This window comes from Rhodobacter sp. P2_H5 (assembly GCF_056403335.1).
In genome coordinates this window covers 14621-27489 of the sequence record NZ_JBFUFS010000023.1, presented here as the reverse complement: position 1 = coordinate 27489, position 12869 = coordinate 14621, and the positions used below count along the sequence as shown (strand labels likewise).

Here is a 12869-nt window from a genome sequence, read left to right as displayed (position 1 = left end):
GCGAAGGAGACCCCATGCGCCCGCTGCCCCTTGCCGCCATCCTCACCGCGTGTCTCGCCCTGACCGCCCAGGCCGATGACCTGCCGCCGCCCAACCTCGCCCCCCTGCCCCAAAGCGCGCCCGCGACCGAAGGCGCCACCGCCCGCCTGATCGAAGCGCACCGCCTGCAGGCCATGGGACTTGCGCTCAAGGACCCGGTTCTGCTGCTCGCCGCCGCCCGCCTGATGGCCAGCGTCACCCTGCGCGAGGTGACACGCGCCACGGCGGAGCCGGTGGCCGAACCCAAACCGCCCGAAAAGCCCGCCGACAAGAGCAAGAAGAAGAAGGCCAAAGCCGACCCCGCACCCGTCCCGCCCGCCGAAGCCCCGCAGGTCGTCCCCGACCCCGCGACCGCGGCCCCCCTGCCCGGCACGCTGGCAATCCCCGCGCTGCTCGATCAGGCCCGCGACTTGGCGCCCGAAGGCGACATCCTGCGCGACGTGATCGCCGATGCCCGCTCGGACCTCGCCCCGCCCGCCCCGGTGGCCGAGGTCACCGCCCTGCGCCAAGCTCCCAACGGGGCGACGACCTTCGCCCTGCCGATGGCGGGCCAAAGCTATGGCGAGATCGGACTTCTGCGCCTGTTCGGCGGCCCTGTGACGCTGAAGGTGACCGATGCGGCGGGCAACCCCGTCTGTCAGGACCAATCTGCCGGGCCTTCCGCGCTCTGCGGCTTTGTGCCACGCGAAAGTGACCGCTTCCTTGTGACCATCGCCAATGACGGCAGCACAGCTGCCGACTATCTTCTGATCACCAACTGACGCCCATCCGCCATAGTGAGGCCACCATGACCCCGACGCGCCGCCAATTCCTGTCCGCCGCCGCAGGCCTCGCCTTGGTCCCCGCCCTGCCCCGTCTGGCGCGCGCCGCATCCCCCGCCCTGACCGTGGCCTCCCGCCAGCTCGAGGTTCTGGGCCGCGCCGCCACCGTCTACGGCATCACCGGCCCCGATGGCACCTCCGGCATCTTCGCCAGGGAAGGCGACCGCTTTCAGGGCCCTGTCCGCAATGACAGCGGCACCGACCTGATCCTGCATTACCACGGCCAGGTGCTCTACAAGAACACCGACGACCGCACCCGCCCCGATGGCGGCTTTCAACCCACCGGCACCGAGGAGGCCTACGACTTCCCCCTCACCCCCGGCACGCATTGGATGCACTCCCACACCCTGACCGAGCAGCAGCTTCTGGCCGCCGCCATGGTCACGCGCGAGGCAGATGCGCCCGAGATGCCCGAGGCCGTGATGATGCTGCACGACTTCGCCTTCCGCCCCCCGGCCGAGATTGCCCAGGAGCTTCTCACCTCCAAGGCCCATCACATGGCAGGCACGGACACGACCGGCGGCAGCATGCCCGGAATGGACATGAAGGGGATGGACATGAAGGGGATGGACATGTCCCACATGGACATGTCCCACACGCCCACCGCCACCGGCGCGATGCCCGGCATGGCGATGCCCGCGATGATCCACGCCAATGACGTGACCTACGACGCCTATCTGGCCAACGACCGCACCCTCGCCGACCCGCAGGTGATCGAGGTCGCCCCCGGCCCCTTCCGCCTGCGCGTGATCAACGGCGCCACCGCCACCGCCTTCTGGCTTTCCCCTGGCGCGCTTGGCGCAAAGATCGTGGCGGTCGATGGCAACCCGGTCACCCCGGTCAGCCAGCCCCTGCTCCCCCTCGCCCAAGGCCAGCGCATCGACCTCATCCTGACCATCCCGCCCGAGGGCGGCGCCTTCCCGATCCTCGCCCAGGTCGAAAAATCCCGCGCCCGCACCGGCCTGATCCTGGCCACCAAAGGCGCCCCCATCACCAAACTCGCCGATGCGGCCGAGGACGAAGCGCCCTACGTCGACCTCTCGCTCGAATCCACCCTCGCGGCCCTGAACCCCCTCCCCGTCAAACCCGCCAACGGGATGCTCCACATCGCCCTCGGCCAGGGCGACAACTACCGCTGGACGATCAACGGCGCCGCCCATGGCGAGGCCCCGCCGCTCGAGGCGGCCCTCGGCTCACGGGTGGAACTCATGTTCATGAACCCCACGATGATGATGCACCCGATGCACCTGCACGGCCACCATTTCCAGGTCGTCGACATCGGGCAAGGCCGCTTCAACGGCCCCAAACGCGACACGGTCATCGTCCCCCCCGGCGGCATGGTGACGGTTGCGGTGGATTTCACCAACCCTGGAGGCTGGTTCCTGCACTGCCACCACCTCTACCACATGGCCAACGGCATGATGACCTCCATCACCGTGGCTTAAGCCCCCCCATTTCATTGGTCCATAAATATCCCGGGGCCCGGGGCAGCGCCCCGGACGCTTCCGCAAAAGCAAACGGCGCAGGATCTCTCCCGCGCCGCGAACCCTGAACCTCGCGAAACCCCTCAGCCGGTGATTTCCGACACCAGAACCGTCCGGCCTTCCTTGACCGATTTCAGCGCCGCTTCCGCCAAAGCCAAGGCCAGAAGCCCATCCTCGCCCGAAGGCAAGGCCGGCGCCTTCGCCGCCACCGCCGCGATGAAGGCCGTGATCTCCGCCGCATAGGCCTCGGTATAGCGCGTCATGAAGAAATCGTGCAGCGGCGGGCGGGTGTAGCCCTTGGCATTGGCCACCTCGATCGACACCGGGCGCTGGTTCTCGGCCGAAACCTGGCCTGCCGCGCCATGCACCTCGATCCGCTGGTCGTAGCCATAGGTGGCGCGACGCGAGTTCGAGATCAGCGCCATCTTGCCCGTCGCCGTCCGCAGCATCACCTGCACCGAGTCGAAATCGCCCGCCACCCCAATCGCCGGATCCACCAGGACCGAGGCCATCGCCGACACTTCCGTGATCTCCTCACCCAAGAGGAACCGCGCCATGTCGAAATCATGGATCGTCATGTCGCGGAAAATCCCGCCCGAGCGCTTGATGTAATCGACCGGCGGCGCGCCCGGATCGCGCGAGGTGATCGTCACCATCTCGACCGCGCCAATCGCGCCCCTGTCGATCTCCGCCCGCACCGCCATGAAATGCGGGTCAAAGCGGCGGTTGAAGCCGACCATCAGCGTGCCCTTGGCCTCGCGCACCACCTTCAGGCAGGCTTTCACCCGGTCGAGGCTCAGGTCGATCGGCTTTTCGCAGAACACCGCCTTGCCCGCCTTCACGAATTTCTCGATCAGGTCGGCATGGGTGTCGGTCGGCGTGCAGATCACCACCGCATCAATATCCGAGGCGGCAAGGATCGCCTCGATCGTGCGGACCTCGCAGCCGTATTGATCGGCAATCGCCTGCGCCGCAGGCGCCATCGCATCGGCCACCGCCACCAGCCTGGCCTGCGGATTGCCCGTCACCGCCTTGGCATGCACTTTCCCGATCCGGCCAGCGCCCAAAAGCCCAAAACGCAGAGTCATGTTCCGTCCCTTTCCACCGGCCACACCCCGACGGCGCGGCCCATCCCGAATTTCATGGAATGCATATTCCATTTTCCGACTTTTTCAACCACAAATTCCAAAATCGGCGCGCCTTTGCGCTTTGGCAAAATACTCCCGCCGGAGGCTACTCGGCCGAGCGCAAAACCTGCGCCGGCCGCGCCGAGATCGGCGCCAGGGCAAAGACCACCCCCGCCGCCAGCGTGGCGAGCATCCCGCCCAGCACGATGCCCACCGCCGACCACGGCTCGAACGCATAGGGCAAATCCATCACCAGCCGCAACACCGCCCAGCCGCCGATGCCGCCGGCCAGCATCGCGACCAGCCCCGCCGCAGCCCCGGTCAACGCCGCCCGCAAAGCGAAACTCGTCAGAATCCGCCCCCGCGTCGCCCCCAGCACCTTCAGGACCGAGGCTTCCTGCATCCGCCCGCGCACCCCCGCCGCCGCCCCGCCGATCAGCACGACCAGCCCGGTCACCAGCACCGCCCCCGCCGCGATCACCGTCGCCATCGCAATTGCGCCCAGGGCCTGCCCGACCCGCTCGATCGCCTCTTTCACCGAAATCGCCGTCACATTCGGAAAGGCCCGCGAGGTGTCGCGCAGGATGCCACCCTCGGCCCCCGGTGCCGCATAGACCGTCGCAATCGAGCTGTGCGGCGCCCCCGCCACCGCGCCCGCGTTCATCACCATGACAAACCCCATCCCCGCGGTGGAGAAATCGACCTTGCGGAACGAGGTGATCTTCGCCTCGATATCCCGGCCAAGGATGTTGACCACCAGCATGTCCCCCAGCTTCAGATGCATCTCCGTCGCCTCTTCCTCGGCGAAAGAGATCTCCGCCGGGCCGGTGTCACCCTCGGGCCACCACTTGCCAGCCACAAGCTTCGTGCCTTTCGGCATCGCATCGGCAAAGCTGATGCCGCGATCACCGCTGACCACCCAGTGATCCCCCGCCACCTCGCGCGCCGGGCGCCCGTTGATCTGGGTCAGAAGCCCGCGCAGCATCGGCGCGGATTCCATCCGCGACACCGCCGGATTGCCCTGCATCATCGCGGTAAAGGCAGGCATCTCGTCATCCTGCAGGTCGATGAAGAAGAAAGACGGCGCCTTGGCCGGCAGATCCCGCGCAATCGCGGCGCGGAAGTTCGCGTCGATCTGCCCCACCACCGCCAGCACGCTGAGGCCCAGCCCCAGCGACAGAACCACCGCCAGCGCCTCCGACCGTGGCCCGCCAATCGCCGCCAGCGCCAGCCGCAAGCCCGGTCGGCCCGCCACAAACCCCCGCCGCGCAGCCCAGCGCGCCAGCGCCGCCAAGCCCAGACCCGCCAGCGCCAGCACCAGAAGCGCCGCAAACACCCCGCCCAACGTGCCCAAGGCCAGCATCGCGCTGCCCGAAAACCACACCGCCCCGCCGACAAACAGCGCGAGCAGAGCAACCATCGCCGCCAGATGCGACGCCTTCGGCCAAACCCGCGCCGCAGCCCCCCGATAAAGCGAGGCCGCGCCCTGCCGCACCGCCTGCGCCAAAGGCCAGAGCGCGAACAACAGCCCCGTCACCACTCCATAAAACGCCGCCTGCGCCAGAGGTGCGGGATAAAGCGCAAACTTCACCGGAAAGGGCATTACCCCGGCCAGGAACGGTGCCGCAACCAGTGGCCCGCCCCCGCCCAGCACCAGCCCGATCCCCACGCCCACCGCCGTGATGGCCAGGATCTGCACCAGATAAATCCGCAAGACCAAGGCACTTTCCGCCCCCAGCACCTTCAGCGTCGCAATGGTGGCGACCCGGGCCTCCATGAAGGCCCGCACCGCCGAGGCAACCCCAACGCCCCCCACCGTCAACCCGGCGAGGCCGACGAGGATCAGGAAAGACCCCATCCGCTGCACGAACCGCTCAATCCCCTGCGCCGCGTTGCGCCGGTCGGACCATTGCATGCCCTTGTCGCGGAAGGCCTGCTCGGCCGTGATCTGCAGGGCGGCAAGATCGGCGCCCTCGGGCAGCGCCAGCCGATATTCCGTCTCGTACAGAGTGCCCGGCGCCAAAAGCCCCGACTGCGCGAGGTCGGCGGTGCGCACCAGCGTGCGCGGCCCAAGGCCGAAGCCCGCCGTCGCGGTGTCCGGCTCGGTCACCAGAAGCGCGCCAAGGCGGAAGGTCTGGCTGCCCAGCTTGAAATGATCGCCCGGCTTCAGGCCCAGACGCGCGGCGAGAACCGGCGCCATCAGGCCGCCCGGCACGCCATCCTTGACGGCCAGCGCCGCCTCCAGCGTGCCCTGATCCAGCCTCGCCTCGCCCAGCAGCGGCCAAAGCCCGTCCACCGCCTTGACCTGGGTCAGCGCGCGGTCATCGCCGGTGACCGCCATCGAGCGGAAATCCACCACCTCCGAGACCCGGGCCGCATGCGCGGCCATCCACTGCTTTTCCGCATCCGAGGCGAGGCGGTAGGTGAATTTCATCTGAGCATCACCGCCGAGGATCACCGCCCCCTGATCGGAAAGCCCGCCCTCGATCGCGGCGCGCAGGGTGCCCACCGCGGCAATCGCGGCGACGCCGAGGGCCAGGCACAGGATCAGGATGCGAAAGCCGGCCAGCCCGGCCCGAAGCTCGCGTCGGGCCAGGCGGAAGGCCAGCGCCCAGTCGGCCGCGCCGGTCACGCCGCGGCCCCCCCGGCCCGGCTGTCCTCGACCAGGCGGCCATCGGCCATCCGCAAGACCCGGTCGCAGCGCGCCGCCAGTTCCGGCGCATGGGTGACCATGACCAGCGTGGCGCCATGCCGGTCGCGCAGCTGAAAGATCAGATCCATGATCGCCGCCCCGTTGACGGTGTCGAGGTTCCCGGTCGGCTCATCCGCCAGCAACAGCCTTGGCCGCGGCGCCGAGGCGCGGGCCAAGGCCACCCGCTGCTGCTCGCCCCCCGACAGCTGGCTCGGGTAATGGTCGCCCCTTGCGCCAAGCCCCACCGCCGCCAGCTCGGCCTGCGCGCGCGCCCCGGCCTCCGCCATCCCGGCGATCTCCAGCGGCAGCGCGACGTTTTCCAGCGCGGTCAAGGTCGGAATAAGGTGGAAGCTTTGGAAAACCACCCCCATATTCCCCCTGCGGAAGCGGGCCAGACCATCCTCGTCCAAGGCGGTCAGGTCCTGCCCCAAAGCCGCAACCCGGCCCGCCGAGGCGCGTTCCAGCCCGGCCATGAGCATAAGGAGCGAGGATTTGCCCGACCCCGAAGGCCCGACCAGCGCCAGGCTCTCGCCCGAAGCCACATCCAGGCTGATGCCGCGCAGGATCTCCACCGGCCCGGCATTGCCCTTCAGCGTCAACCGCACCTCTTTCAGATCGAGAACCCTGTCCATGCCCGCCCCATTCCAAACCGTTTTCAAACCCCTGTTCCGGGGCCGTTGGATGTCATATGGGCCGATCCGCGCCCTGCGCAATGTCACTTTGGCGTTATCGCTGGCGCTTTGGGCGCCGATCGCCATGGCTTCGGTGACCATCGCCGCTTTGGGCGACAGTCTGACGGCGGGCTTCGGCCTGCCGCGCGAACAGGGCTTCACCGCCCAGCTGCAGGACTGGCTGCGCGCGCAAGGCGCCGATGTCACGATCGCCAATGCCGGTGTCTCGGGCGACACCACCGCCGGAGGCCTGTCGCGGCTGGACTGGACCCTGTCGCCCAGCGTGAAGGCGCTGATCGTCAACCTCGGCGCCAATGACATGCTGCGCGGCATCGACCCGGCGCAAAGCCGCTCCAATCTCGACGCCATCCTGAAGGAGGCGACCAGCCGCAAGATCCCGATCCTCCTCGTCGGCATCAAGTCCACCCGCAACTTCGGCCCCGACTACCGCACCCAGTTCGACGCCATCTACCCCGAGCTTGCCGCCCAGTATCACACCCTCTTCTTCCCGGATTTCTTCGGCCCCTTCCTCGCCGTGAACCCCGACCCCGCCGCCATGGGCCAGTTCCTGCAGGACGACCACCTGCACCCCAATGCCAAGGGCGTCGCCACCATCGTCGCGGCGCTCGGCCCGCAAGTCCTCGACCTTCTGAAGGCCGTGAAATGACCCTTCTGGATGACCTCCGCACCCTCCTCGGCCCCGCCCATGTGATCACCGGCGCAGGCCTCGCCAAATATGGCGAGGAGTGGAGCGGCCATTACCACCCCGAACCCCTCGCCGTGGCCCGCCCCGCCAATACGGCGGAGGTGGCCGCCACCCTGCGCCTTGCCGCCCGCCACAAGATCCCGGTGATCCCGGTCGCAGGCCTCACCGGCCTCGTCGGCGGCGCGATGACCCGGGGCGGGTTGATGCTCTCGGTCGAGCGCCTGAACCAGATCCGCGAGATCCGCCCCGAAACCCGCATCGCCGTGGTCGAGGCCGGGGTTGTCCTGCAGAGCCTCCACGACGCCGCCGAAGCCCAGGGCCTCTACTTCCCGCTCTGGTTCGGCGCCCGTGGCTCGGCGATGATCGGCGGCGTCCTTAGCACCAATGCCGGCGGCTCCAACGTCGTGCGCTACGGCTCCACCCGCGCGCTGTGTCTGGGGCTGGAGGTGGTGCTGCCCGATGGTCGCATCCTCAACCTCATGTCGGAACTGCACAAAAACAACTCCGGCTACGACCTGCGCCAGATGTTCATCGGGGCCGAGGGTACCTTGGGCGTCATCACCGCCGCCGTCATGAAGCTGGTGCCGCGCCCGAAAGCCTATGCCACGGCCACCCTCGCCGCCCGAAGCCTCCCCGACGCCCTCACCCTCCTGAACCGCCTGCAAGAAGCCTCGGGCGGCCAGGTCGAGGCCTTCGAATACATGCCCGCCAGCTTTATGCGCCGCCTGTCCGAGGCCCGCCCCGACATCCGCCTGCCCTTCGACCGGCGGTATGAGACCAATATCCTCGTCGAACTCGCCGCCACTGCGCCGAAGGACTACACCCCCGGTCCCGACGGCACCGTGCCCCTCACCGCCCTCCTCGAAGATACCCTCGGCGCCCTGATCGAAACCGGCGCGGTCCTCGATGCCGAAATCGCCCAGAACGACGCCCAGCGCCTCGCCATGTGGAAGCGCCGCGAATTGGCGGCCGAAATCACCATCGCCCGCCAGCCCACCATCGACACCGACATCGCCCTGCCCCTGCATCTGGTGCCCGACTTCTTCACACGCATAGAAGCCCGCCTGCCCGCCCTCGACGCCGGGGCCGAAACCCTCTCGGTCGCCCATCTCGGCGATGGCAACATCCACTTCACCGTCTACCCGACCCGCGACGACCCCGCCCTCTACGACGCGGTGATCGAGGCGGTGGAGGACGTGGTGCAAGACCTCCACGGCAGCTTCTCCGCCGAACACGGCGTGGGCCTGTCGAAGTTGAACACCATGGCCCGCCGCAAGGACCCCGTGGCGCTGGACGTGATGCGCGCCGTGAAGGCGGCATTGGACCCGCAGAACCTGATGAACCCCGGCAAGGTCATCCCGCCAAAACCCTGACCCGACAAAGGGGCTTCTTGCCCGATTTGTCCCGCGACAAATCGGGCCGCGCCTGCCTGCCCCCGGGCAGGCGCGTTCCCGCGCCCACCCCAGTCAGGCGCGCCCCGATTTTCCAACCTGCAGCTTGCTGCATGAACCCCCTTGGCCTCCAGCTCACGCCTCCGGCCAACCGTCCCGGGCAAGGCTCCCCCGGAGCCTCGCCTTGTCGGGCTGGGGCGCCCGAAATTCATCTCGTCAGAGCCCTGGGCCGATGCTAGCCTCCTCTGACGAGATTGAAGGCCGCCCAATGCCCCCAAGCGTTTTCTCCCGCCGCGACCTTTTATTGCATGCGGCCACCCTGTCGACGGGCGCCTTTGCCGTTGGCTATGGGGCTTGGGGGCTGATCCACAGCATGGCCCCCTCCGAAGACGTCGTGGCCGAGCAGCGCTACATTGATGCGCTTCTTGCCGAAGCGGCGACCATTGACCTGCGGCAACTGCCCGAGAACCAATACGAGAGGATCATCGCCTACGGTCGGCCCATTGCCATCTTGCACCGGACCAAAAGGACCATCGCGGCAGCCGAGGCTATCAAGTTGACCAGCCTTCGCGATCCCTTGGCGCGCAACGCCAATCTGCCTGCCGAAGCTTCAGCGCTGGACCAAAATCGCCGCGCCACCCCTGATGGCAGCTTCATCGCCTACAGCCTGGTTTGCCCGAAGCAAGGCTGCGTTGTCACGGCGGCAGGCTCCCATTGGACTTGCACCTGTGACGGATCGGAGTTCGGCGTGAACGGATTGCTCACCAAGGGCCCTGCGGCCCGGAATCTGTCGATCCCGCCCTATCGCATGCTGGACCCAAACACGCTGCAATTCCAGCCCCGGCGCGGCTGACCCGAAGGGCTTTCCCACCCATCCCGCCTTAACAAAAGGTGAATAAGATTCATCTTCCCAAATTATATCAACCCCTTACGTCACATTGCACGCGTGCAATCCCCCTGATTGCACACTCATTTCCCCTTCCAGACCGGGTCCCTCTTCTCGGCAAAGGCCCGCGCCCCCTCCAGCTGATCCTCGCTCGAATAAAGCTTGTCCACCGTCGCAAGCTGCCGCTTCGTCACGCGATTCAACGCGTCCTGGAACCGCAAGGCCTCCGCCTCGCGGACCACTTCCTTGATCGCCGCGTAAACCAGCGGCGGGCCAGACTCGAGCAGCCGCGCCAGATCCCAGGCCTTGGCGAGCAGATCGGCCGGAGAGGTGATCTCCTTCACAATCCCCCACCGCAGCGCCTCCTCGGCATCGAACCAGCGGCCCGTCAGCAGAAGATCCATCGCGACATGATAGGGAATCCGCTTGGGCAGCTTGATCGAGGCGGCATCGGCCACGGTGCCGGACCGGATCTCCGGCAGGGCGAAGGTCGCATTGTCCGAGCACAGGATCAGATCGCAGGACAAGGCCAGCTCCAGCCCGCCGCCGCAGCAGATGCCATTCACGGCGGCAATCACCGGCTTGTTCAGGTTGGGCAATTCCTGCAACCCGCCAAAGCCGCCAACGCCATAGTCGCCATCCACGGCGTCACCATCGGCGGCAGCCTTCAGATCCCACCCCGGGCAGAAGAATTTCTCCCCCGCCGCCCGCAGGATACAGACCCGAAGCGAGTCATCATCCCGGAACGCCCGGAAGGTCAGCCCCATGATCCGGCTGGTCTTGAGGTCGATCGCGTTGGCCTTGGGACGGTCCAGCGTGACCTCGAGGATCGCGCCCTCCCGCCGGGTCTTGATCGGGCCTTCGGTTACCATGTCCATCTTACGCTCTCCTGATCAGGGCATCCACCGCCACGGCGCCGCTGTCGCGGAGCAGAACGGGGTTGATTTCAATTTCCTCAAGGCGGGCATCCTCGGCCATCAAGGCGCCCAGCCGCACCGCCAAGGCGGCCAGCGCCGCCACATCCGCCCGCTTGCGGCCCCGGTAGCCATCCAGCAGCGGCCAAAGCCTAAGCTTGCGCAGGGCGGAGAGAACCTCCGCCTCGGTCGCGGGCAGGACCAGCGTCACGGTATCGGCCAGAACCTCCGCCGTCACCCCGCCCATGCCCAGCGTCAGGCTGACGCCATAGACCGGGTCGCGGCGGAGCCCGACGAGGATTTCCGCCACCGCACCCGTCACCATCTCCTCCAGCAGGTAGCCGGTGGCGCCAGCCATCTCCGCCTGCCCCTCCAGCGAGGTCAGGCCAAGCCGCACCGCCCCGGCCTCGGTCTTGTGGGCAAAGCCCAGGCCCTTCAGCGCGAAAGGCGCGGTCATTGTGCCGGCCTGGGCCGCCACCTCGGCCAGGGTGGCGCCACTGACCGAACGCGGCACCGCCACGCCCGCCCGGGCGAGGAGGGCCTTGCCCTCGGCCTCCGACAAGAGATGGCTCGCCCGCTCCACCACGGGGGGCAGCGGCACCCAGGCCGCAGGCCCGGCTGGGGTCTGCGCCGCACGCAGCGCGGCCAGCGCGGTTTCCAGACCCATCAGCACGCAGACGCCGGAATCGATCAGCCGCGCCGCCTCAGCCTCACCGAAGTTCTCCGGCATCGAGGCGACAGGGAAGGCCGGCTTGCCGGTGTTGGCCTGCGCCGCCACGATCGCATCGAGCGCCGGCTGATAGCCGGAAGGATCGCAGCGGTCCGCCCGCGGCGTGTCGATGATATAGATGCCGGCGTCATAGCCCGAGAGCATCGTGGTGAAGACATCCGTGGTGCGCGGCCCGTCGCCCCAGATGAAGGTGTGGTAATCCAAGGGATTGGCCACGGTCACGATCGGCCCCAGGATCTCGCCCAGCCGCTGTCGGACAGGCGCCGGCACCGGCGGGAAGTCAATGCCGAAGGGCGCGGCGAGGTCCGCCACCAGCCCCGCCTCACCGCCCGAACAGGACAGCGAGCAGAGCGCGGTGCCCAGCCCCAGGCCATGGACGTGAAAGATCTTCAGCGTCTCGATCAGCTCGGAGGGCGTGTTGACCTCCGCCACCCCGATCTGGCGCAGGAAGGCGCTTGAAGCGGCGCCGCCCCCGGCCAAGGATGCGGTATGCGAGGCAGCGGCGGTACGGCTGAGCTCGGTCTTGCCCGATTTGATCAGGACAATCCCCTTGCCCATGGCGCGGGCCCGCTGGGCCAGGCGGGCAAAGGCCGCGGCATCGTCGATGCCCTCGATATACATGCCAAGCGCCGTGACTCGGGGATCATCCAGCAAGGCGCCGGCAAGCTCGGCCAGCCCCACCACGGCGGCATTGCCGAGGCAGGCGACATAAGACACCGGAAGCCCGCGCTTCTGCATGCCAAGATTGATGACGATGTTCGAAGACTGGCTGATCAGCGCCACGCCCTTCTCCACCGGAACTCCGCCATGCTGGTCGGGCCAGAGGAGCGCGCCATCAAGGTAGTTGATCACGCCGTAGCAATTCGGCCCGAGGATCGGCATCTCGCCCGCCGCCGCAACCAGCCGCGCCTGCAACTCGGGCTCGCCCGCCTCGGTCCAGCCCGAGGCAAAGCAGATTGCCCCGCCGGCGCCCATGGCAGCCAGTTCCGCCACGACATCGATCGTCGCGAACCGGTTGACCCCGATGAAAGTCGCATCCGGAGGAGAGGGCAGATCGGCGAGAGAAGCATAGGCCCTCAGCCCGCCAATCTCGGCCTTGGTCGGATGCACCGGCCAGACCTCGCCCACAAAGCCCATCTTGCGGCATTGTTCAATGACATTGAGGGCCCAGCCCGCGCCCAGAACGGCGATGGTCTTCGGTCGCAACAGGCGGTCGAGGCGCGTCATGCCAAGGCTCCGCACCGGTTGAGGCGGCCGGGGGCCAGCCCCCGGACCCCCGGGATATTTATGGACCACTGAAATTGCGCGGCAAGACGCCCTGCCCCGATCCAACGAGGCAGGGAATCTTCACCGGTCACCGTCATCGGGGTCCCCCCCTGTTCGGTGATGTCATGATGGCAGCAAATGG

The 12869-nt window shown here is 67.8% G+C and carries 10 protein-coding genes; 5 read left to right on the top strand and 5 right to left on the bottom strand.

Annotation, left to right across the window (positions count from 1 at the left end):
- The first annotated feature begins 14 nt into the window (after positions 1-14).
- Both AC1DVR_RS20795 and AC1DVR_RS20790 read left to right on the top strand, forming a co-directional pair.
- A complete protein-coding gene (locus AC1DVR_RS20795; protein ID WP_478002530.1) occupies positions 15-800 on the top strand; it encodes a hypothetical protein in 786 nt (261 codons plus the stop codon).
- Between the two features lie 26 nt (positions 801-826).
- A complete protein-coding gene (locus AC1DVR_RS20790) occupies positions 827-2305 on the top strand; it encodes a multicopper oxidase family protein (RefSeq protein WP_478002529.1) in 1479 nt (492 codons plus the stop codon).
- Between the two features lie 122 nt (positions 2306-2427).
- Here the strand turns inward: AC1DVR_RS20790 and iolG are convergent, their stop codons facing one another.
- The 3 genes from iolG to AC1DVR_RS20775 form a co-directional block, all read right to left on the bottom strand.
- Positions 2428-3432 carry an inositol 2-dehydrogenase gene (iolG, locus tag AC1DVR_RS20785; protein ID WP_478002528.1) on the bottom strand — a complete coding sequence of 335 codons (1005 nt, stop codon included), beginning with the start codon at positions 3430-3432 and terminating at the stop codon, positions 2428-2430.
- A 145-nt stretch (positions 3433-3577) separates the two neighbouring features.
- Entirely contained in the window at positions 3578-6103 is a 2526-nt protein-coding gene (locus AC1DVR_RS20780; RefSeq protein ID WP_478002527.1) for an ABC transporter permease, read from the bottom strand.
- Positions 6100-6795, bottom strand: coding sequence for an ABC transporter ATP-binding protein (locus tag AC1DVR_RS20775; protein ID WP_478002526.1), 696 nt, complete (start codon positions 6793-6795; stop codon positions 6100-6102). Before AC1DVR_RS20775 ends, AC1DVR_RS20780 begins: the two co-directional genes overlap by 4 nt.
- A 49-nt stretch (positions 6796-6844) precedes the next feature.
- On the opposite strand from AC1DVR_RS20775, the gene AC1DVR_RS20770 reads away from it, so the two are divergent.
- The 3 genes from AC1DVR_RS20770 to AC1DVR_RS20760 all read left to right on the top strand — a co-directional run bounded on the left by AC1DVR_RS20770 (position 6845) and on the right by AC1DVR_RS20760 (position 9784).
- Complete coding sequence (locus tag AC1DVR_RS20770) at positions 6845-7501, top strand: arylesterase (protein ID WP_478002525.1); 657 nt, start codon at positions 6845-6847, stop codon at positions 7499-7501.
- Positions 7498-8913, top strand: coding sequence for an FAD-binding oxidoreductase (locus AC1DVR_RS20765; RefSeq protein ID WP_478002524.1), 1416 nt, complete (start codon positions 7498-7500; stop codon positions 8911-8913). The genes AC1DVR_RS20770 and AC1DVR_RS20765 overlap by 4 nt, the downstream gene beginning before the upstream one ends.
- 250 nt (positions 8914-9163) lie before the next feature.
- Positions 9164-9784: a ubiquinol-cytochrome c reductase iron-sulfur subunit N-terminal domain-containing protein gene (locus tag AC1DVR_RS20760; protein WP_478002523.1), complete on the top strand. Its 621-nt coding sequence runs from the start codon at positions 9164-9166 to the stop codon at positions 9782-9784.
- A 116-nt stretch (positions 9785-9900) separates the two neighbouring features.
- Here AC1DVR_RS20760 and AC1DVR_RS20755 read toward each other — a convergent pair whose 3' ends face one another.
- Both AC1DVR_RS20755 and AC1DVR_RS20750 read right to left on the bottom strand, forming a co-directional pair.
- Entirely contained in the window at positions 9901-10689 is a 789-nt protein-coding gene (locus AC1DVR_RS20755) for a carnitinyl-CoA dehydratase (RefSeq protein ID WP_478002559.1), read from the bottom strand.
- Between the two features lie 7 nt (positions 10690-10696).
- Positions 10697-12688, bottom strand: a complete 1992-nt coding sequence (locus AC1DVR_RS20750; protein WP_478002522.1) for an acetate--CoA ligase family protein — start codon at positions 12686-12688, stop codon at positions 10697-10699.
- Between the last annotated feature and the right edge of the window lie 181 nt (positions 12689-12869).